Here is a 21,580-nt window from a genome sequence, read left to right as displayed (position 1 = left end):
ATCAGGCGGCGGCGACGGTGCGCGACGGGGGAAGGGTGCGGCGGACGGCGGCGGCGATGGCGTCGGCGCTGGGGATGTAGAGGTCTTCCAGCGACGGCGAGAACGGCACCGGCGTGTGCGGCGGGGTCACCATCTGGATGCCGGCCTTCAGCGCGCCGAAGGCGTTCTGCGCCACGAAGGCCGAGATGTCGGTGGCGAGGTTGCAGCGCGGGTGCGCCTCGTCCACCACCACCAGCCGTCCGGTGCGCTCCACGCTGTCGATGATGGTGTCCCAGTCGATGGGCGACAGGGTGCGCAGGTCGATGACCTCCGCCTCCACCTTGTCGCGGGCCAGGGCATCGGCGGCGCTCAGGGCGCGGTGGACGGTCAGGCCGTAGCTGACGATGGTCACGTCGCCGCCGTCGCGCAGCACGTTGGCCTCGCCGAAGGGGATGGCGTAGGATTCCGCCGGCACCTCGGTTTCATGGCCGTACAGGTTCTTGTGCTCGCAGAAGATGACGGGATCGTTGTCGCGGATCGACTGGATCAGCAGACCCTTGGCGTCATAGGCGTTGGACGGGCAGACCACCTTCAGGCCGGGGATGTGGGTGAACAGCGGGGTCAGCATCTGCGAATGCTGGGCCGCCGCGCGGAAGCCGGCGCCGACCATGCCGCGGATGACCACCGGCGTCTGGGCCTTGCCGCCGAACATGTAGCGGAACTTGGCCGCCTGGTTGAAGATCTGGTCGAAACAGACGCCCATGAAATCCATGAACATCAGCTCGGCCACCGGGCGCAGGCCGCAGGTGGCGGCGCCGATGGCCGCCCCGATATAGGCGGATTCCGACAGCGGGGTGTCCATCAGCCGGTTGCCGTGCTTGGCGAACAGGCCCTTGGTGACACCCAGCACGCCGCCCCAGGCGTCGTCCTCGCCGGGGGCGCCGGTGCCGCCGACGATGTCTTCACCCATCAGGATGACGGTCGGGTCGCGGCGCATTTCGAGGTCCAGAGCCTCGTTGATGGCCGTCTTCATGCTGATCTTGCGGGACACGATGGTTTCCTCCGGTGCTTTTTTCTTGAAGGGGGTGACGGCATCAATAGGTGATGTACACATCCGTCAGTAGGTCGGCGGCGGCGGGCAGCGGGGCCGCCTTGGCGCAGCGCACGGCGTCTTCGATCAGATCGCCCACGGCGCGGTCGATGGCCTCCAGCTCGGCGGGGATGACGGTGCCGGCCTCGGTCAGGCGCTGGGCGAACAGCTTCAGGCAGTCGCGGTGGGCGCGCAGGTTCTCGATCTCGCCCTTGGCGCGGTAGGTCTGGGCATCGCCTTCGAAATGGCCGTAGAAGCGGACCATGTTGCATTCCAGCAGCGCCGGGCCGCCGCCCTCGCGGGCGCGCTTGATGATCTCGCCCGCCGCCTCGTACACCGCGAAGAAATCCGTGCCGTCCACCGTCACGCCGGGCAGGCCGAAGCCGGTGGCGCGGTCGATGTAGCTGTCGCAGGCGACCGCCCATTCCATGGCGGTGGATTCGGCGTAGCCGTTGTTCTCCACCACGAAGACCACCGGCAGGTTCCACACGGCGGCGAGGTTCATGCTCTCCAGGAAGGTGCCCTGGTTCGACGCGCCGTCGCCGACGAAGGTGATGCCCACGCCGCCGTCGCCCCGCACCTTGGCCGCCAATGCCGCCCCGCAGACCAGCGGCGCCCCGGCGCCCAGAATGCCGTTGGCCCCCATCATGCCCTTGGACAGATCGGCGATGTGCATCGACCCGCCCTTGCCCCGGCACGCGCCGGTGGAACGGCCATAGATCTCCGCCATCATCTCGTGGACGTCCACGCCCTTGGCGATGCAATGGCCGTGGCCGCGGTGGGTGGAAGCGATGCGGTCGTTGTCGTTCAGGTGCATCATGATGCCGGCGGCGCACGCCTCCTCGCCGGCATAGAGATGCACGAAACCGGGGATGTCGCCCTTGGCGAAGTCGATGTGCAGCCGCTCCTCGAACTCGCGGATGGTCCGCATGGTCCGATAGGCTTGCAGCAGGTCGGCCTTGGCCAGCGGAAAGGGGTTGTCGCTCACGGATGTTTCTCCCTAAAGATTTTAATGTTCGGCCATGGCCGGCGCCGGGACGCTGGCCAGCAGCCTGTTCTGGGCGGCGTGCCGCATGCAGCCGCCGACGTTCACGGTGAGGAAGGCCGCGTCCTGCAAGGTCAGGGACACGCGGTTCCGCACCGAAACGGTGATTTCCCGCTCGCCGTCGAGCGCGATGGAGCCGGCCTTCACCTCGGGTACGAAGGGCACGCCCGCCGGCATCCGGCGCCAGTCGGTGACGCCGACCCGCGCCATCAGCCCCGGTGCGATGGGGGCCGTCAGCACCGTGGCCGCGCCCTGCGGGGCGGCGAGGCGGACCATCAGCCCGCCGCTCTCCGTCCGGCCCACCGGCTCCAGCAGGCCGGCGATGGCCGACATGCCGATGACCTCGGGATCGGCGAAGGTGACGAACAGTTCGCGGAAGCTCTCGGGCTTCCACAAGGCGCGGGCGCCGACGCAGCGTTCGGTGACCAGCGCCACATCGACCAGCGCCATGTCCTCCACGCCGCCATCGATGGCGACGTCGATGCGCTTGTTCGCGGCAAAGGCAACGGCGGCGGGCACACACCCGGTGACGGCCAGCCCGACCGCCAGCCCGGTGACGGTCGCCTCGCGGTGTTCGGGAAAGGCGTTGTTGGTGCCGGTGGATATCCCGGCGATGGGCACGGCGCCGCAGTGGGCCGCCACCGCGCGGTGCGTGCCGTCGCCGCCCAGCACGACGATGGCCCCGACGTCCGCCCGGCGCATCTCGGCGGCGGCGCGGTGGGTGTCGGCGACGGTGCCGGTGACCGGCATGGACAGGCGGTGGACGGCAGGGTAGGGGGCATCGCCGTGGGCGGCCGCCCGCGCCAGCCCGCGCGCCACATGGCGCCCGATGCCGCCGTGCTCCGGCATCATCACCACGTCCGTGATCCCGCAGGACCGCAGCGCCGCCAGCACCCGCAGGACGATGTTCGCGCGGTCCGCGATCTGAAGGTTCGCCGCGTTCGCGACCACCCGGCGGATGTCGCGTGCGGAAACTGGATTGGCGATGATGCCCACGGCTGGTGCCACGATGATCCCCCCGGACTGGCGTTGCGAGGGATCAATGGCAAAGGCCGTGCCAAACCGTGGGCACCGCTGAACGGCAGGTTTTCCAAGGGCTTGGGCGTTGGGTGATGGTGTTGCGTCCACCCCACCTGTGGCACACCCTGTTGCACGGTGCATGCAACAGGTGTGGCGGTGCCAATCCTAGGATTGTGGCGCTGTCAGTCGAGCCGGTGCGGCGGAACGATGCCGAAGCGGCGCATCTGCCGGTGGACGGTGGAGCGGTCCACGCCCATTTCCCGCGCCACCGCCGACACGTTCCAGTGCAGCCGCCGCAGCAGGTCACGCAGATGGGCGGGCGGGTCGGCATGGTCCGGCACCAGGGCCGTGGCCCCCGCCGGCCAGGCATCGAACACGCCGGTGCGCTGCACGGGTTCGGGGATGTCCGCCAGCTCGATCATCCCGTCGGTGCTGACCGCGCAGGCGTAATCCAGGGCGTTGACCAGCTCGCGGACGTTTCCCGGCCAACTGTGCGCGCGCAGGGCGGCCAGCGCCGGTGCGGCCAGGGTGTAGCTGATGCCGTCGCGTCCGGCCCGCTCGGCCAGCAGCCGGTTTATCAGCCAGTCCAGATCGCCGCGCTGGCGCAGCGGCGGCACGGTGAACACCGCCCCGTTGAGACGGAAATACAAATCGTCGCGGAACCGCCCGGCCTTGACCAGATCCACCAGATCCCGGTGGGTCGCGGCGATCACGCGGATGTCCACCGACACCGCCTTGGTACGGCCGATGGGGGTGACCTCCCGCTCCGCCAGCACGCGCAGCAGGCGCGTCTGCGACGACAGGGGCATGTCGCCGATCTCGTCGAGGAAGAGCGTGCCGCCGTCGGCCTCCAGGATCAGCCCCTTCTTGCCCCGCGCCGTGGCGCCGGTGAAGGAGCCGGGCTCGTACCCGAACAGCTCGCTTTCGATCAGCGCTTCCGGCAGGGCGGCGCAGTTCACCGCGATGAAGGGCTTGCCCGCCCGCACGCTGGACCGGTGGAGGGCCTTGGCCAGATGCTCCTTGCCGGTGCCGGTCTCGCCGTGGATCAGCAGGCTCATCTGCGTGTTCACCAGCTTCGCCGCGCGGCTCAGCACCCCGTGCAGGGCCGGATCGCCGCCGGATATGGCCTGGAGCGGCTTGGGCAGGCGCTGCTCGTCGGTGCCGCGGGGGCGGGGCACGGTGATCGCCGGAGGCGGCATCGCCTGGGCGAACAGGGGCGTTCCGCTGCGCCGCAGCCGCAGGGTGCGCTGATCGGTCGGCAGCGAGCGGACGAACCGCACCAGATCGTCCACGTGGCAGTCGAACAGGTCGGAGAAGGAGCGCCCGAGCAGCGGCGTCCGGCTCCCGCCCTCGGCAGCGAGCAACTGGCCGGCACGGCGGTTGAAGCCGATGATCCGTCCGGCGCCGTCCACCGCGATCACGAAATCCGGGTCCACCTCGGCAAATTCCAGGGAGGCGGAGAGCTTGACCACCCAGTCCCGGCGGAAGTTGTTGTAGAGGTTGGCGTTCTCGATCTTGTGCGCGTAGGACCGCACCATCTGGAGCGCCAGATACTGGCTGATCTTCGGTTCCGGCGAGCGCAGGGCGGAAATGTCCAGCACCGCCGCCAGCATCCCGCCGCTGTCGAAGACCGGGGCCGCCGTGCAGGTCAGGGGAATGTGGGTGGTGTCGAAATGATCGGTCTGGTGGACCGTCAACGCCTCGCCCGTGGCGATGCAGGTGCCGACCGCGCAGGTTCCCGCCCGCCCCTCGTTCCAATCGGCACCCAGGTAAAGCCCGGTCCGCCGCAGGTCGCTGTCGCTGGCGCGGTCGCCGATGAAATCGACGGTGATGCCCTTGCTGTCGGTCAGCAGCAGGGCATAACCCATGCCGGCCACCTGCCGGTACAACGCCTCCAGTCCGAAACGGGCCATGCGCAGAAACTCGTCCATGGCATCGCGGTGCAGGCACAGCCGCTCATGGGGCAGGATATAGGCCTCCCGTCCGATGGTCGGGTCCAGCTTGTGGTCCGCCACGCAGCGCCGCCAGGATTCGGCGATGATGGCGTCGCGGTTCGACGCGATGCCTTCGGAAACACGCACCAACTCGTTGATGTGCGCCGCTTTGGCGTTCTCCATCAGCGTATCCTCCCTGGGGGCGCGGTCAAGCGGCCGCGCCAACCAAGCCCAAATCAGAGCAATATATCAAGTCCCCTGCGCCATAGGCAATTTGTGCAATAGTATGGTAAGCGGTTGGGATGACTCCGGGAAATCCGGCGCAGGTTCACCCCTGCCTCGCGGTGGGCTGATGGGCGATCCGCCGGAGGGCAGCGGCTGAGGAGTTAAGCGTTTTTTACGTGAGAAAGAGTTCCCGCAGCCATTTGTGTGCCGGATCGGTATCGCGCGAACGATGCCACAGAAGGCGCATACGGAATCGGGGGCTTTCGAACGGGAGGGGGTGCGACCGGCAGAAGCTTTGCACTTCAGGAAGTGCGGCAAACCGGGATGGGACGGCAGACACGAAGTCCGTCGATGCGAGAATTTTGGGAAGCGTCGTGAACCGGGTCACGGACAGGGCGATTTTCCGCGCCAATCCCAGTTTCTGAAGGGCCATGTCGATGGGGCCGGCGATCCCCTGGCCCGTTGGGGACACAAGAGCGTGGGACAGGGACGCGAAGGCTTCGGGAGACATTCGCCCCTTCAGGGCCGGATGGTCGGGGCGGGCAAGCATCACGAAATGGTCTTCGTAAAGATCGGCCGACGAGAAGGAGCCATCGGGAAGCGGCGCCCCGATGACCGCCAGATCGACGGTGTGGTCGATGAAGACCGGCTCCACCGACCGCACGATGAACCGGCACCGGGGGGCCATGCGGGAAACGGCGGCAATCACAGGCGGCAGAATCAGCAGCTCCGATACGTCGTTGGCGGTGACGACGAAGCTCTTTTCCGCCGAGAGCGGATCGAATTCGGTCGAAGACAGCAGGGCTTCGGCCTTTGTGCAAAACTCCTTCAGCTCCGGCAGCAGGCTGCGGCCACGGGGCGTCAACACCATCCCCGGCCCCTTGCGTATCAGCAGCTCGTCGCCGAACAGCTCCCGCGCCCGTGCCAGCGCCTGTGAAACCGCCGGTTGGGTCAGGCGCAAGCGCTTGGCGGCACGTGTGATGGACGCCTCGGAAAGAGCCGTTTCCAGGATTACGAGAAGGTTCAGATCAAAGCCGCGGAGCATCATAACTCAGGTTGATAAAGCTTATTCAAAGAGCATGTCAAGAAAAGCTGTTTCAGCGTGTGAGTAACCGTCTTCACGGATACGTCATGCTGGCAGGAATAAAGAATCGAGTTCGGGAAGAGAACTGGAATATAATCGTAACTAATAATATCTATTATAAATATTTAATTCCAACAGCCTCTGTTTGTAATTAAAGTGCGTGCCAGGGTGCCTTTTAGGAGGGGGCGCCGAAACATTGATACCGCCTGTCCTGGTTGCCTGTCCGCCGGATATCCCCTGCGGTGCCGCTGTTGGTAGCACAGGAGGTTAACCTGCTGATGATGAAGGAAAGACGGAATAATGTCGGCGCTTCAATCGAGAAGCGCGAGCAATAGAAGTAAATAATTATAATAAATATTGGATTTTCTTTGTATTTTTGACGATTTTTGGTATTTCTGCCAAGAAAATACCTGAAAACCATAGATTTATTTCGGCGGACTCATCGCTTGCGTGATGGGAATGCTTCCTCGTGCCTTCCTGCACGCTCGTGCGGACCTTCGAACGACAAGTCCCCTTTGACCCGAAGCGGCCCAACCCTCAAGACCTGATGGCGGATGCGATGATGCCGACGATATGGCGGAAAGTAGCCCTTGAAACGACCTGCCTGACGAGCCTCCTGCTGGTCGCGGTTCCGGCGGCAGGACAGGTTCTGCCCCAGGGGGGTGGTTTCACCGCGGGCGGCGGGACCATCACCACCAATGGTTCCACCATGACGGTGACGCAGCCGGGTGGACGCGGCATCGTCTCGTGGAACAGCTTCTCCATCGGTCAGGGGGGAACGGTTGCCTTCGACAACGGCAGCGGTGCCACCTTGAACCGCGTGACCGGCGGTGACCCGTCGTCGATCATGGGGCGGCTGAGCGCCACCGGGTCGCTGTACCTGATCAATCCCAACGGGGTGGTCGTGGGTCCGACGGGCACCGTGACCACCGGCGGCAGTTTCGTGGCCAGCACCCACGACGTCACCAACGACGACTTCCTGAGCGGGCGGGCGCTGACCTTCAAGGGTGACAGCACCGCCAGGGTGGAAAACCTCGGCTCCATCTCGTCGTCGGGCGGTGACGTGCTGCTGATCGCGCGGGAGGTATCGAACAAGGGGACCATCTCCGCACCCAAGGGCACGGCGGCGCTGGCCGGTGGGCACGAGGTGCTGCTGACCGAAAGCAACGACACCGGCAACGGCCGGGTGATGGTGCGGGTCGGCCCCGGCAAGGTGGACAATCAGGGCACCATCCAGGCGGCCCAGGCGGAGCTGAAGGCGGCGGGCGGCAACATCTACGCACTGGCCGGCAACAACGGCGGCATCGTGCGCGCCACCGGCAGCGAGACCCGTGCGGGCGAGGCGTGGCTGTCGGCGGGCGACGGCCACGTACAGAACACCGGCACCATCGCCGCCACCAACGCCGACGGCTCCGGCGGCGCGGTCACCGTGTCGGCGGGCAAGGGGAAGATGGCCGTCAACGCCGGCACGGTGTCGGCCAGCGGCACCCGCGGCGGCACGGTGAAGGTGGCGGCGCGCCAAGTGTCGAACCAGGGCAGGATCGCCGCCGAGGGCACGATCGGGGCCGGCGGGTCGATCGACGTCGCCTATGGCAAGGGCTACGTCGCCACCAGCGGTTCGGAGCTGTCGGCCCATGGCTTTGCCCATGGCGGCACGATCACGGTGGCGAGCGGGGAGGCTGACTCCACCCTGTTCACCTCGGGCCTCCACCGGGCCGGTTCCGCTGGCGGTTCCGGCGGGTCCATCGACCTGTTCGGCTCCACCATCAATCTGGTGGATGCGGTGCTGAGAACCTCGGGCGTCGCCCAGGGCGGCAGCATCCGCGTGGGCGGCGACTACCAGGGCGGCGGGGCCATGCTGAAGGCCGGGTCGGTGCTGGTCAGCGGCACCACCAGCCTGCACGCCGACGGGGCCGGGGCCGGGGCCGCCGGCGGGCGGATCATCGTGTGGTCGGAGGGCAAGACCGACTTCTACGGCAAGGCTTCGGCACGCGGTATGGGCACTGGGGCCGGCGGGCTGATCGAGGTGTCGTCCCACGACACGCTGGTGTTCGCCGGTACCGGCGACGCCGGGTCGGATCACGGACAGGCCGGCACGCTGCTGCTCGATCCCAAGAACATCGTCATCAGCAGCTCCGGCGGTCTCCTGCCCCAGTACCAGCTCATCGATCCCAACAGCGACACCACGTCGGGATACGGCACGGCCATCGCCTCCCTGGCCAACGGCAACGTGGTGGTGACCAATCCCAACGCGGTCGTGGGCGGCAACACGGCCGGGGCGGTGTATCTGTTCAACGGGCTGACCGGGGCGCTGATCAGCATGCTGACCGGCTCCGACAACGGCGATGCCGTCGGCGGGGGCGGCATCACCGTTCTGAGCAACGGAAACTATGTCATCAAAAGTCCGTCCTGGGCCAACGACGGCATGACCAGCGCCGGGGCGGCGACCTGGGGCAGCAACTCGGCCGGAGTGGCCGGCATCGTTTCCGCCGCCAACAGCCTTGTCGGCGGCACCCCCAACGACAAGGTCGGGTCTGCGGTCACGGCCCTGACCGGCAACGGCAACTACGTCGTCCAAAGTCCCGATTGGACCGCTCCCGTCGGGATCAACGGTCCGGAAGCCAGTGCCGGTGCCGCGACCTGGGGCAACGGCACGGCGGGGACCGCCGGGCTGGTGTCCGATAGCAACAGCCTTGTCGGCAGCAGTGCCGGCGACAAGATCGGGTCCGCGGTCACGGCCCTGACCAACGGCAACTATGTGGCGTACAGCCCCTCGTGGAGCAACGGGCCGGGGACCAGTGCCGGTGCGGCGACGTGGGGCAACGGCTCGGCCGGCATCGCCGGCATCGTTACCACCACCAACAGCCTCGTCGGCGCTCTGGCCAATGACGGGGTCGGCCTGACGGTCACGGCCCTGACCAACGGCAACTATGTGGTTTCCAGCACGTCCTGGTACAACGGCGGGGCGAATGCCGGTATCGTGACCTGGGGCGACGGCACGGTCGGGGTTGCCGGGGTCAACGACAGCACGGATTCGTCATCGGCCATTACCGGAAGCTTTTTCGGTTCGGTCCCCAATGACCGGATCGGTTCGTCGATCGTCCCGCTGAACAACGGTAACTACCTCATCCTGAGCCCTGAGTGGAACGGCGCCCGCGGCGCGGTGACCTGGGGCAACGGCGCTGCCACGACATGGACGGGGGACCAGCCCTTCCTGGCAGGACCGTTTGCGAACAGCCTCGGCGGCAGCACCGCCGGGGACAGGATTGGCAGCGCCGCCACCATTCTGAGCAACGGTAACTTCGTCGTCTCCAGCACGTCCTGGAAGAACGGTGGCGCGAGCAACGCCGGGGCGGTGACCTGGGGCAGTGCTGCGACGGGGACCGCCGTCGGCGTCGTTTCCTCCTCCAACAGCCTTGTCGGCGTCAATGCCGACGACAAGGTCGGCACGACGGTCACGGCCCTGCTGACCAACGGCAACTACGTCGTCGGCAGCCCCTCCTGGAAGGACGGCGGGATGGGGGCCGAGAACGGTGCGGCGACGTGGGGCAACGGCACCGCCGGCGTCACCGGCATCGTTACCACCACCAACAGCCTCGTGGGCCTGACGCACTTCAGCCATGTCGGCTCGCTGATCGTTCCGCTGACCAACGGCAACTATGTCGTGGGCAGCCCCGACTGGAACGACACCGTCAGCAAGTCCGGTGCGGTGACCTGGGGCAACGGCAGCACCGGCGTTGCCGGTTACGTCTCCTCCGCCAACAGCCTCGTCGGCGGGAGTGCCCAGGATCGGATCGGCTCGCAGATCATCGCCTTGAGCAACGGCAACTATGTCACGGCCAGTTCGTATTGGACGAACGGGGCGGCGGCCAACGCCGGTGCGGTGACCTGGGGCAACGGTACGGCGGCAATGACCGGGTTTGTTTCCGCCGGCAACAGCCTTGTCGGTATCTCCACCAATGACAGGGTCGGCTATTCCGTTACCGCGCTGACCGGCAACGGCAATTATGCCGTGGGGAGTCCCTTCTGGACGGATGGTGCGGTGGCCGGCGTCGGCGCCGTGACCTGGGGGAACGGGACGGTGGGGGTTGCCGGGGCGGTTTCCTCCAGCAACAGCCTTGTCGGGACCAACCCGAACGATAGCGTGGGCAGCGAAATCAAGGCGCTGGCCAACGGTGATTACACCGCATTCACAGCCCTTTGGGACAACGGCGTCCTGATGGACGCCGGTGCGATGACCTGGGGCAGCGGAACGGCAGGGATCACCGGCGCCGTCTCCGCCGGCAACAGCCTCGTCGGCTCGGCGATGATGGCCGGCCTGGGCGCCACCGTCGTTCCTCTGAGCAACGGGGGTTATGTCTATGCAGCCTCCCTTTATTCCTCCTCTCCGACCAGCATGATGGTCGGCGCCGCCGCCTGGAGCAGCACCGGCAAAGCGCTCACCGGCATGATATCGCCGGTGAACAGCTTTATCGGCTGGGGCGGCAGCCAGATTCTGGGCGGGGTGGGCATCGGCGGGTTGACCCTGTACGCCGCCGGCAACGACGGAACCCTTATCCTGGCCCACAACGGCGCGTCCGCCTCGGTTGCCGGGCGGGTCTATGTCGGGTTGCCGGTCACTCTGCTGACCTATGCCCGCGCCCAGGATCAGACGATCACCATCCACCCCGACGCGGTGACGGCGGTGCTGAACACCGGCACGGCGCTGAATTTGCAGGCAAACACCGACATCACGGTGGACAGCGACATCACCGTCAACAACCCTGCGGGCAACGGCGGCGCCTTCAGCCTGTGGGCGGGGCGGTCGATCCTGCTGAACGCCAACATCGTCACCGACAACGGCGCCTTCACCGTGCTGGCCAACGCCAAGGCCAGCACCGGGGTGGTGAACACCGCCCGCGACAGCGGGGCCGCGGTCATCACCATGGCGGCGGGAAAGACCATCGACGCCGGGACGGGGGCCGTGACACTGACCCTGGACACCGGCACCGGCAACACCAACACGGCCAGCGGCGACATCACGCTCGACGGCATCACCGCCGGCACCATCACGGTGGAAAACGCCGGTCCCGACGGCGGGGATATCATCATCAACCCCGGCGCCACCCTGGCCGCATCGGGCAGCGGGGCGGCGCTGGTGCTGGCGGCAACCTCCGGCGGGAATTTCATCAACAACGGCTCCGCGTCGGCCTTGAGCGCGGCGAACGGGCGCTGGCTGGTCTATGCCAGGAATCCGGCAGGCAACACCCTGGGCGGCCTGAGCGGAACCGTGCGCTACACCACCACCTATGCCGGCACCCCGCCGGGATCGGTGGCCGGTTCCGCCAATACACTGCTGTACAGCGACGCCGATCCCAACCCGCCGTCTCCGCCCCCTCCGCCTCCCCCTCCTCCGCCTCCGCCTCCGCCCCCCCCGTCGGAGCCGACGTCACCGACCACGCCGGTCACCCCGACCACGCCGACCACCCCCAGCAGCACCGTGCTGACGCTGTCGCCGTTCGACGTGACCATCACCTATGGCGACGCGCTGCCCAGCTTTACCTATGGGGCGTCGGGGCTGCTGGGGACGGACACGCTGGCCTCGGTGCTCAGCGGCACGCCGCTGTTCTCCACCACCGCCTTTGCCGGCAGCGGCGTGGGGCGCTACACCATCGCCCTCGACCTGTCGAAACTGTCGGTGGCCGGCGGCTACACCCTGGGGTCCACCACCGCCACCCTGACCATCGTCGCCCGGGTGCTGACCCTGACCGGCGGCAAGGTCTATGACGGCACCACGGCGGTGTCGGGCCTGTCCCTGGCGGGGCTGATGCCCGGCGACGATGTGTCGCTCAGCGGGACCGGCGTGCTGTCCGACCGCAACGCCGGGACCGGCAAGACCATCACCGGCCTGTCCCTGACCGGCCGCGGGGCGTCCAACTATGTGCTGAGCGGCACCTCCGGCTACAGCGTCGCCACCCGCGCGGTGACCGCCACCGGCAGCGGAATCTATGACGGCACCACCGGCACCACCGGCCTCAGCCTCGCCGGTGTCGCCGGCGGCGACGAGGTGGCGCTGAGCGGCACCGGAATCCTCGGCAGCAAGGGGGTTGACAGCGGCAAGGCGGTGACCGGCCTGTCGCTCATCGGCCGCGATGCCGGCAATTACGCGCTGACTGCCGCCTCGTACACGGTGGAGGGCAGGGCGCTCACGTGGTCCGTGCCCGACGCCACCAGCACCTTCGGCACCGCCGGTTCCTGGACCGTGACGCTGAACGGGCTGGCGAACGGGGATCAGGTGGACGCGGTCCTGTCGGCCTTCGATGCGTCCGGCAACCTCGTCCCGCCGTCGGCGCTGGGGATCGGGTCCTACACCCTGCGGGTGACCGGGCTGACCGGGCGGGATGCCGGCAATTACGTGCTGGCGTCGAACGGCAACGCCGCGGGCCGGCTGACGGTCACGCCGTCGGGGACCGGTGGAACGTCCGTCACCGCGCTGCTCAACACGCTGCCGGTGGTGACCACGCCGATGACCAGCAGCGGCGGCGCCCTGTTGGGCTCCTCCAGCGGCGTGTCGGGGGGCCTGTCGGGGCCGGGTTCGGCATCCGCCGGCTCCGGCACGGCCGCGGGCAACCGGGTCACGGCCGTGAACACGGCCTCGGCCGGCGGCTGGGTCGGCACGGCCCCCCTGGGAAGCCGTCTGGCAGGCGATGCGCCCGTGGTGGTGGATGCCGGCCTGGGCACGGCGCCGTCCATCGGCAGTGCGGTGGAAAACAGCCTGTCCACGGGTGGCTTCATGGTGGTGTTCCGCCAGCCGGCGGGCTTCTCCGGTTCCACCTCCCCGGCCACCGCCACGGTGGAAGGAACGGGCGGCGGCGGGACGCTGGCCTTCGCATCCAGCTTCACCACCTTCCGCGCCGACGAGCCGGTGCAGAGCACGGTGGTGGCACGGGGCGGCGGGGGCGTGGCCGCAGACGGCACCGACGGCGGCAACCCGCCCGCCCGGTAAGGACGTGCGGTTCATGCCCCACCCCCTGACGCCATCCGCCACCGGTCCCCACCGTTCCTTTCGGCGATCCAACACAGGAAGCTTTCCGGTCATGACGAACCTGTCCCGTGGCAGCCGCCGCCTTCTTCTTGCTGCCATGCTGCTGTCGGGAACGGCCCCTGCGGCCCTGGCGCAGAATTTCGAGCGCATCGCGCCGCACCAGCCGGCCACTCCGGCGCCGCAGCAGAACCTGCCCGCCCCGCCGGTGGCCCCGGCGCTGCCGGAAGGACAGAAGGTGCTGGTGCCGGCCCTGACCGGTCTGGCCTTCGTCGGGCGGGCCGATCAGGTGGTGAAGACCGGCGTGAGCCGCCCGGGCGTGTCCATCGCCGACGGCGCGGTGATGGACGCCGACGCCTTCACCGCCCTGATGGCCCCCTATCTGGGCCGTCCCGTCACGCTGGACCTTCTCAACGAGATCGTGCGCAAGACGGTGCTCTATTTCCGCGAGCACGACCGCCCGCTGGTGGACGTGGTGGTGCCGGAGCAGAAGATCGCGTCGGGCACCGTCCAGATGGTGGTGATGGAATTCAAGGCCGGCGCCGTCACCACCGAAGGCAACGAGTGGTTCGCCGACAGCCTGCTGCTGTCGGCGGTGCGCACCAAGCGGGGGGACACCATCAGCGGCCAGAGCCTGCTGGACGACGTCAACTGGCTGAACGAGAACCCGTTCCGCCGCACCGATCTGGTCTATCAGCGCGGCGCCAATCCGGGGGAAAGCGACATCGTGCTGCGCACCCGCGACCGGCTGCCGCTGCGGGTGTTCGGCGGGTTCGAGAACACCGGCACCAAGACCACCAGCGAGAACCGCATGCTGGCCGGCGTCAACTGGGGCAATGCCCTGGGGCTGGGGCACCTGATGTCGTACCAGTACACCACCAGCCCCGACGCCTTCCTGCATCCGGGCGACGGGCGCTATACCGCGCACGCGCTGACCTATCAGATCCCGCTGCCGTGGCGGGACACGCTGACGCTGATGGGCAGCCATTCCCGCAGCCTGCCCAAGCTGGGCGGCACGCTGAGCCAGGCGGGGGAAAGCGCGCAGGTCTCCGCCCGCTACGCCCTGCGCCTGCCCAAGCTGGACACCGTGACCCACAGCCTGGAGTTCGGTGCCGATTTCAAGCGCACCAACAACGATCTGGAGTTCGGCGGCATCAGCGTGTCGTCGGGCTTCACCGAGGTCATCCAGGGGGTGGTGGGCTATTCCGCCACCCGGCCCGACACCTGGGGCAGCACCGGGCTGGCGGTCAACCTGTTCTACAGCCCCGGCGGGCTGTCGGACGACAACACCACCGCGGCGTTCCGTCCCTCGTCCACCCATATCGGGCGGAGCTATGCCGATGCCCGCTACGCCTATCTGCGCGCCAGCCTCCAGCGCCGGTTCGACCTGCCCGAGGATCTCGCGTGGGTGGCGCGGGTGCAGGGACAGTGGGCCAGCACCAACCTGCTGTCGTCGGAACAGCTCGGCGCCGGCGGCGCGGACAGCGTGCGCGGTTATGGCGAGCGGGAGGCCAACGGCGACCAGGGGGTGCTGCTGACCAACGAACTCCACGCACCGACCCTTTCCCCCGCCGCCCTGCTGGGTCTGGGCAGTGCCGAGGACGACGCGTTGGATCTGTTCGCCTTCTGGGATTACGGACGGGTGTCGGAGAAGCGCCCGCTCGCCGGGTCCAAGAGTGCCTGGACCCTGTCCAGCGTCGGGCTGGGGCTGCGCTATCAGATGCCCTACGGTTCCCTGCGCCTCGACTGGGGCCACGCCATGCCGGGCACCGGCCTTGGCAACACCAACAGCGACCGCCTCCACGTCGGCGTCACACTCGCCTATTGAGCATAAGGAACGCTTATCCGTGTCCGCACCCGCGCTGTCGTTCGAGGACGCCGTTCGCCGTGCCGCCGCCTGTCACCAGCAGGGGCGGCTGGAAGAGGCGCTGTCCCTCTATGGCCAGCTTCAGGCCGCCCGTCCCCAGGACGCCAACCTCAGCGCGCTGGTGGGCACGGTGCTGGCCCAGATGGGCCGCACCGGCGAGGCGCTGGTGTTCCTGGAGCAGGCGCTGGACATGGCCCCCGGCAACGTGGAGGCCGCCCACAATCTGGCGCACGCCCTGGCCGCCGACGGACAGGCGGAGCAGGCCGCCGACACCGCCGTCCATCTGGGCCGGATTCTCTACGACCGGCGCGACTTCGACGGTGCGCTGGCCGCGTTCGGGCAGGCGCTGGAGTGGTTTCCCCGCAGCCGGGCCGCCGCCGCCAACCTGGGTGCCACCTTGCAGGCCCTGGGCCGCCACGCCGAATCCATCGAACGGCTGACCGCCCTGCTGGATGGCGACCCCGGCGAGGCCGAGGCTCACAGCAACCTGGGCAACGCCCAACTGGGGGCCGGGGATTACCGTGCCGCCGCCGCCAGCTTCCGCCGCGCCCTGGCGATCAATCCCAGCTACGGCGAGGCGGAAAGCAACCTGGGGCTGGCGCTGGCGTGGCTGGGCGGCACGGGGGAGGCGGAAGCGGCGGCCCCCGATCAGGCCCGCACCCTGGAAACCGCGGCGTCCCTGGTGACGCTGGGCAACGCCCGGCAGGCGCTCGATCCCCTGGCGGATATCGAGAGCTGCTATCGCAAGGCGCTGATCCTTCAACCCGATTTCCCCGCGGCCCACTGGAACCTCGCCCTGTGCCTGCTGCTGCGCGGCGATTTCGAACGGGGGTGGGCGGAGCACGAATGGCGCTGGCGCTGGCCGGGTTTCGGCGAAGACCTGCGCCCCTTCTCCCAACCGGTGTGGAGGAGGGAAAACCCCGACGCCGTTGGCGGCCCCCTGCTGGTCACCGCCGAGCAAGGGCTGGGCGACACCCTGCAGTTCATCCGTTACCTGCCCCTGCTGGCCGAACGGGGGTACGAGGTGGTGTTCGAGGCGCAGGGGCCGCTGTTCACCCTGCTGTGGTTCAGCCTGGGCGGGACGGGGGTGCGGGTGGTGCCGCGGTCCGTCTCTCCTGCCCATGTGCATGACGGTCTGCCGTTCGCCATGCATGTGCCGCTGATGAGCCTGCCGGAACGGTTCGGCACGCGCCTGGACACCATTCCCGCCGCCGTGCCCTATCTGCACGCCGACCCGTTCCGCCGCCGGCTGTGGCGCGACCGGCTGGACGCCGCGGCGGGCGGCCGGCTGAAGGTGGGGCTGGCATGGCGCGGGCGCCCCACCCACAGCCGCGACCGCGACCGCTCCATGCCCCCCGACCGGCTGGCGCCGCTGCTGGCGGTGCCCGGCATGACCTTCTTCTCCCTGCACAAGGACGCACCGGGGGGCGCGCCCGACGATCCGCCGGGGGTGGTGCCGCTGGGGCCGCTGCTCCATGACGTTGCCGACACCGCGGCGGCGATGGCCAATCTGGATCTGGTGATCACCGTGGACACCGTGGCGGCGCATCTGGCCGGCGGGCTGGGGGTGCCGGTGTGGACGCTGCTGCCGTTCAGCCCCGACTGGCGCTGGATGCTGGCGCGCACCGACAGCCCCTGGTATCCCACCATGACCTTGTTCCGCCAGCCGGTCCCCGGCGATTGGGGTGCGGTGATGGCCGCCGTGGCCCAGCGGCTGGCCGGCTTGGATCCGGTGGCCCTGACCCGGTTGGAAGGGCGCGGCCCATGACCGGCCCGGATTCCGGTGCATCCACGGCCGGTGAGACGCCTGCGGGGCCTCGCCACCCCCGGGCCCTGTACCGGGCCGGTATCGCCGCCGCCCTGGAGGGCGACCCGGCCACCGCCGCCACCCTGTTCCAGGCGGCCATCGCCGCCGGGGGCGGGACAGCGGAATGTCATTACAATCTGGGGCAGGCGCTGCACCGCGCGGGCGATCCGGCGGGGGCGGAACGGGCGTACTGGGCGGCCATCCTGCGTGCTCCCGGCTTTGCCGACGCCTACAACAGTCTGGGCGTGACGCTGGCCGGCTGTGGCCGTGCCGACGATGCCGCCGCCGCCTTTCAGCGGGCCATCACCGAGCGGCCCGGCTATGCCGAGGCCCGGCACAATCTGGCCTCGGTGCTGCTGGGTGCCGGGCAGGCGGATGCGGCCTTCGCCCTTTACCGCGATTGGCTGGCCACCGATCCCGGCAACCAGCACCTGATCTTCCTGACCGGCACGGCGGCGCTCAACGCCGATTCCCTGCCGGAGGCGGAGACCTACCTGCGCCAGGCCTTGCTGCGCCAGCCGCGGGACGCAGGCGTTTGGAACAATCTGGCCCTGGCGCTGGTGCGGATGGGACGGGTGGGGGAGGCGGTTGCCGCCTTTGCCAAGGCGGTGGAGATCCGCCCGGATTATGCCGAGGCGCTGTTCGGCCTTGCCTCGGCCCATCAGGCCGCCGGACAGGCGGCGCTGGCGCTGGACACCTATGAGAAGACGCGCGCCCTTTTGCCCGACGCCGGGGCCATCGACAGCAACCTGCTGATGGCACTGAACTATTCCGACACCCTGACCGCCGGCGAGGTGTATGGCCGCCACCGGCGGTGGGGGGATGCGTACCTGCGGGAGCGGGGCGGGGTGCCGCCGGCGCCGGTCCCGGCGGTGCCGCTGACGGGCCAGCGGCTGCGCATCGGCTATGTCTCCCCCGATTTCCGTCTGCATTCGGTGGCGATGTTCCTGCTGCCGCTGCTGGAGCACCACGACCGCAACCGGGTGGAACTGTTCGCCTATTCCAACGTCGAAAGGGCCGATGTGGTCACCGGCATCGTCCGGCGGCAGGTGGATCATTGGCGCGTTGTCGCCGGGATGGACGCCGATGCGGCGGCGAACATGATCCGTGGCGACGGCATCGACCTGCTGGTCGATCTGGCCGGGCACACGGCGCGCAACCGGCTGGACGTGTTCGCCCGCCGGCCGGCGCCGGTGCAGGCCACATGGCTGGGCTATCCCGCCACCACCGGGCTGGCAACGGTGGACGTGCGTTTCACCGACGCCGCCGCCGACCCGCCGGGGGATGCCGATCGGCGGCATGTGGAGCGGCTGGAGCGGCTGGAGCATTTCCTGTGCTACCGCCCGCTGGGGCCGACGCCCGATCCGCTGCCCCCCCCCGGTGCTGGAGCGGGGAACCGTCAGCTTCGGGTCGTTCAACGCACTGAGCAAGCTGAACGGTGCCACCGCGGCGTTGTGGTCGCGGGTGCTGCACGCGGTCCCCGGCAGCCGGCTGGTGCTGAAGGCGGCGGTGCTGGCCGACCCGGCGGTGAAGGCGCGGGTGCTGACGCTGTTCGCCGGCCATGGCATCGACGGCGCGCGCATCGCCCTGCTGCCACACATCCCCAACCATTTCGGCCATCTGGATGCCTATGGCGCCATCGACATCGCCCTGGACCCGATCCCCTACAACGGGACCACGACGACGTGCGAGGCGCTGTGGATGGGGGTGCCGGTGCTGACTCTGCCCGGCGAGGCCCATGCCGCACGGGTGGGCGCCAGCCTGCTGACCGCTGCCGGGCTGCCGGAATGGATCGCCGACGATGCCGATGGCTTTGCCGCCAAGGCCGCCGCCCTCGCCGCCGATCCGCAGGGGCTCGCCGCTATCCGTGCCGGCCTGCGCGCGCGTCTGCAAGCGTCCTTTCTGTGCGACGGGCGGACCTTCGCCCGCCGGTTCGAGGATCGGTGCTTCACGCTTTCCAACGCTCATCCGCCGGAAGGCGCGTTCTTGCCCCCTGGCTGAGACCGCTTGAACGCAACGCCCGGCAGGGGCGGTGCGGCCCTGGTGCGTTCTCCCACGCGGCTACGCCTCCACAAGCCCCTCGCTGTTCGAAGGGGCTGTGGGGCTGCCTCTGCCCCCCTCCCACGCCCGGTCACGTCGAACGGCCGATTTGCGGACGCGAAGAGCATTCCCGCATACGCGAAAAGCCTCCGCAATACTGTGGGGTAGATTTCCTGAAATTCATATTTTCCAATCGGTTAATTGCAAAGAAAAGAATGGCACGGGCCTTGCTCTAGAGAAGCAGGCTCGGCCGGAGCGGTGTTCGCCGATTTTGGCCGCAGCCTCCAGAAAAGCAATTTCACCGGAGGAAACAGTGGGACATCAGACTATCCCCGTCGAGGTGTTGGGCATCGATGCCGGCGGCACGATGACCGATACCTTCTTCGTCCGTGCCGATGGCCGCTTCGTGGTCGGCAAGGCGCAGAGCAATCCGGGCGACGAATCCCTGGCCATCTACAATTCGTCGGTCGATGCGCTGGCCCATTGGCAGCGCACGGTGGACGATGTTTATCCCGAGCTGGTGACCTGCGTCTATTCCGGCACGGCCATGCTCAACCGTGTCCTGATGCGCAAGGGCCTGAAGGTCGGGCTGATCTGCAACCGCGGGTTCGAGCAGATCCATTCCATGGGCCGTGCCCTGCAAAGCTATCTGGGCTATGCGCTGGAAGACCGCATCCACCTCAACACCCACCGTTACGACGAACCGCTGGTGCCGGTGTCGCGCACCCGCGGCGTGACCGAACGCACCGACGTGCAGGGCCGCATCGTCATTCCGCTGCGCGAAGGCGAGGTGCGGCAGGCGGTGCGGGAACTGGTGGAGGCCGGATCGCAGGCCATCGTCATCTGTCTGTTGCAGTCCCACAAGAACGAAACCAGCGAGCAGCGCGCCCGCGACGTGGTGCGGGATGAGCTGAAGACGCTGGGGGCCGACATCCCGGTCTTTGCCTCGGTGGATTATTATCCGTCGCGCAAGGAAAGCCACCGGATGAACACCACCATCCTGGAGGCGTACGGCGCCGAGCCGTCGCGCGAGACGCTGAAGAAGGTCAGCGACCGCTTCCGCAAGCACGGCGGCAAGTTCGATCTGCGCGTGATGGCCACCCATGGCGGCACCATCAGCTGGAAGGCCAAGGAACTGGCCCGCACCATCGTGTCCGGCCCCATCGGCGGGGTGATCGGCTCGAAGCTGCTGGGCGAGGCGCTGGGCGACGAGAACATCGCCTGTTCCGACATCGGCGGCACCAGCTTCGACGTGGCGCTGATCACCAAGGGCAATTTCGCCATCAAATCCGACCCGGACATGGCCCGTCTGGTGCTGTCGCTGCCGCTGGTCGCCATGGATTCGGTGGGGGCGGGGGCCGGCAGCTTCGTCCGGCTCGATCCCTACAGCAAATCCATCAAGCTGGGGCCGGACAGCGCCGGTTACCGGGTCGGCACCTGCTGGGCGGACAGCGGTCTCGACACGGTGTCGGTGTCCGACTGCCACGTGGTGCTGGGCTACCTCAACCCCGACAATTTCCTGGGCGGCGCCATCAAGCTCGACGTGGAGCGGGCCCGCCGGCACATCAAGGAACAGCTCGCCGATCCGCTCGGCCTGTCGGTGGAGGACGCCGCGGCGGGGGTGATCGAGCTGCTGGACCTCACCCTGTCGGAATATCTGCGCGCCAACATCAGCGCCAAGGGCTACAACCCCGCCGACTTCACCTGCTTCTCCTATGGCGGTGCCGGCCCGGTCCACACCTATGGCTACACCGAGGGGGTGGGCTTCAAGGACGTGGTGGTCCCCGCCTGGGCCGCCGGCTTCTCGGCCTTCGGCTGCGCCTGCGCCGATTTCGAATACCGCTACGACAAGTCGGTGGATCTGGGCCTGCCGCAGTTCGCCAGCGACGACCAGAAGGCCGCGGCCTGCAAGACGCTGCAGGACGCCTGGTCCGAACTGGCGGTCAAGGTGATCGACGAGTTCGTCATCAACGGCTTCAAGCCCGAAGACGTGCTGCTGATCCCCGGCTTCAAGATGCAGTACATGGGCCAGCTCAACGATCTGGAAATCGTGTCCCCGGTGTCCACCGCCGCCACGGCGGCGGATTGGAACAGCATCGTTGACGCCTTCGAAACCACCTACGGCCGCGTCTACGCCAGTTCGGCCCGCTCCCCCGAACTGGGCTTCTCCATCACCGGCGCCATCCTGCGCGGCACCGTCGCCACGCAAAAGCCGGTGCTGCCGGAAGACCCCGACGCCGGCCCGGTGCCCCCCGCCGAGGCGCGCATCGGCAGCCGCCCGTTCTACCGCCACAAGCGGTGGGTGGACGCGGTGGTGTGGAAGATGGAGGCCCTGAAGGCCGGCAACCACATCGTCGGCCCCGCCATCATCGAATCCGACGCCACCACGTTCGTCGTTCCCGACGGCTTCGAGACCTTCATCGACAAGCACCGCCTGTTCCATCTCAAGGAAGTGAAGTGAGGAGACC

10 protein-coding genes and 1 pseudogene are annotated in these 21,580 nt (G+C 68.3%); 6 read left to right on the top strand and 5 right to left on the bottom strand.

The window, feature by feature from the left end; all coding sequences use genetic code 11:
* Nucleotide 1: 1 nt before the first annotated feature.
* The 5 genes from M2352_RS23565 to M2352_RS23545 all read right to left on the bottom strand — a co-directional run bounded on the left by M2352_RS23565 (nucleotide 2) and on the right by M2352_RS23545 (nucleotide 6,341).
* Complete coding sequence (locus M2352_RS23565; RefSeq protein WP_264666972.1) at nucleotides 2-1,030, bottom strand: alpha-ketoacid dehydrogenase subunit beta; 1,029 nt, start codon at nucleotides 1,028-1,030, stop codon at nucleotides 2-4.
* A gap of 43 nt (nucleotides 1,031-1,073) precedes the next feature.
* Nucleotides 1,074-2,057: a thiamine pyrophosphate-dependent dehydrogenase E1 component subunit alpha gene (locus tag M2352_RS23560; RefSeq protein ID WP_319802065.1), complete on the bottom strand. Its 984-nt coding sequence runs from the start codon at nucleotides 2,055-2,057 to the stop codon at nucleotides 1,074-1,076.
* Between the two features lie 21 nt (nucleotides 2,058-2,078).
* On the bottom strand, nucleotides 2,079-3,122 hold the full coding sequence (locus tag M2352_RS23555; RefSeq protein WP_264666971.1) for an ATP-NAD kinase family protein: 1,044 nt from the start codon (nucleotides 3,120-3,122) through the stop codon (nucleotides 2,079-2,081).
* A 194-nt stretch (nucleotides 3,123-3,316) separates the two neighbouring features.
* A complete protein-coding gene (locus M2352_RS23550) occupies nucleotides 3,317-5,251 on the bottom strand; it encodes a sigma-54-dependent Fis family transcriptional regulator (protein WP_264666970.1) in 1,935 nt (644 codons plus the stop codon).
* Nucleotides 5,252-5,465: 214 nt separating this feature from the next.
* Nucleotides 5,466-6,341: a LysR family transcriptional regulator gene (locus M2352_RS23545; protein ID WP_264666969.1), complete on the bottom strand. Its 876-nt coding sequence runs from the start codon at nucleotides 6,339-6,341 to the stop codon at nucleotides 5,466-5,468.
* 595 nt (nucleotides 6,342-6,936) lie between these two features.
* Here M2352_RS23545 and M2352_RS23540 point away from each other — a divergent pair.
* The 6 genes and pseudogenes from M2352_RS23540 to M2352_RS23520 all read left to right on the top strand — a co-directional run bounded on the left by M2352_RS23540 (nucleotide 6,937) and on the right by M2352_RS23520 (nucleotide 21,573).
* Complete coding sequence (locus M2352_RS23540; RefSeq protein ID WP_264666968.1) at nucleotides 6,937-13,362, top strand: two-partner secretion domain-containing protein; 6,426 nt, start codon at nucleotides 6,937-6,939, stop codon at nucleotides 13,360-13,362.
* Nucleotides 13,363-13,453: 91 nt separating this feature from the next.
* Nucleotides 13,454-15,226 (top strand): ShlB/FhaC/HecB family hemolysin secretion/activation protein, encoded by a 1,773-nt coding sequence (locus tag M2352_RS23535; RefSeq protein ID WP_264666967.1) that lies wholly within the window; start codon nucleotides 13,454-13,456, stop codon nucleotides 15,224-15,226.
* Nucleotides 15,227-15,245: 19 nt separating this feature from the next.
* Nucleotides 15,246-17,033 (top strand): tetratricopeptide repeat protein, encoded by a 1,788-nt coding sequence (locus tag M2352_RS23530; protein WP_264666966.1) that lies wholly within the window; start codon nucleotides 15,246-15,248, stop codon nucleotides 17,031-17,033.
* Nucleotides 17,030-18,373, top strand: a pseudogene (locus M2352_RS26645) (O-linked N-acetylglucosamine transferase, SPINDLY family protein); the annotation flags it as partial. The gene M2352_RS23530 and the pseudogene M2352_RS26645, both read left to right, overlap by 4 nt.
* Nucleotides 18,357-19,073 carry an O-linked N-acetylglucosamine transferase family protein gene (locus M2352_RS26640; RefSeq protein WP_406567321.1) on the top strand — a complete coding sequence of 239 codons (717 nt, stop codon included), beginning with the start codon at nucleotides 18,357-18,359 and terminating at the stop codon, nucleotides 19,071-19,073. The pseudogene M2352_RS26645 and the gene M2352_RS26640, both read left to right, overlap by 17 nt.
* 352 nt (nucleotides 19,074-19,425) lie before the next feature.
* A complete protein-coding gene (locus M2352_RS23520; protein ID WP_264666964.1) occupies nucleotides 19,426-21,573 on the top strand; it encodes a hydantoinase/oxoprolinase family protein in 2,148 nt (715 codons plus the stop codon).
* Nucleotides 21,574-21,580 lie beyond the last annotated feature (7 nt).

Source organism: Azospirillum fermentarium, from assembly GCF_025961205.1.
In the GTDB taxonomy this organism is placed as follows: Bacteria; Pseudomonadota; Alphaproteobacteria; order Azospirillales; family Azospirillaceae; genus Azospirillum; species Azospirillum fermentarium.
The sequence above is the reverse complement of the archived record's forward strand: the minus strand, read 5'-3'. Positions and strand labels throughout refer to the sequence as shown.

Coding starts and splice junctions, on each gene's coding strand:
- M2352_RS23535 (WP_264666967.1), top strand. CDS start 13,454: ATGACGAACCTGTCCCGTGGCAGCCGCCGCCTTCTTCTTGCTGCCATG.
- M2352_RS23540 (WP_264666968.1), top strand. CDS start 6,937: ATGATGCCGACGATATGGCGGAAAGTAGCCCTTGAAACGACCTGCCTG.
- M2352_RS23550 (WP_264666970.1), bottom strand. CDS start 5,251: ATGGAGAACGCCAAAGCGGCGCACATCAACGAGTTGGTGCGTGTTTCC.
- M2352_RS26640 (WP_406567321.1), top strand. CDS start 18,357: ATGCCGATCGGCGGCATGTGGAGCGGCTGGAGCGGCTGGAGCATTTCC.
- M2352_RS23545 (WP_264666969.1), bottom strand. CDS start 6,341: ATGATGCTCCGCGGCTTTGATCTGAACCTTCTCGTAATCCTGGAAACG.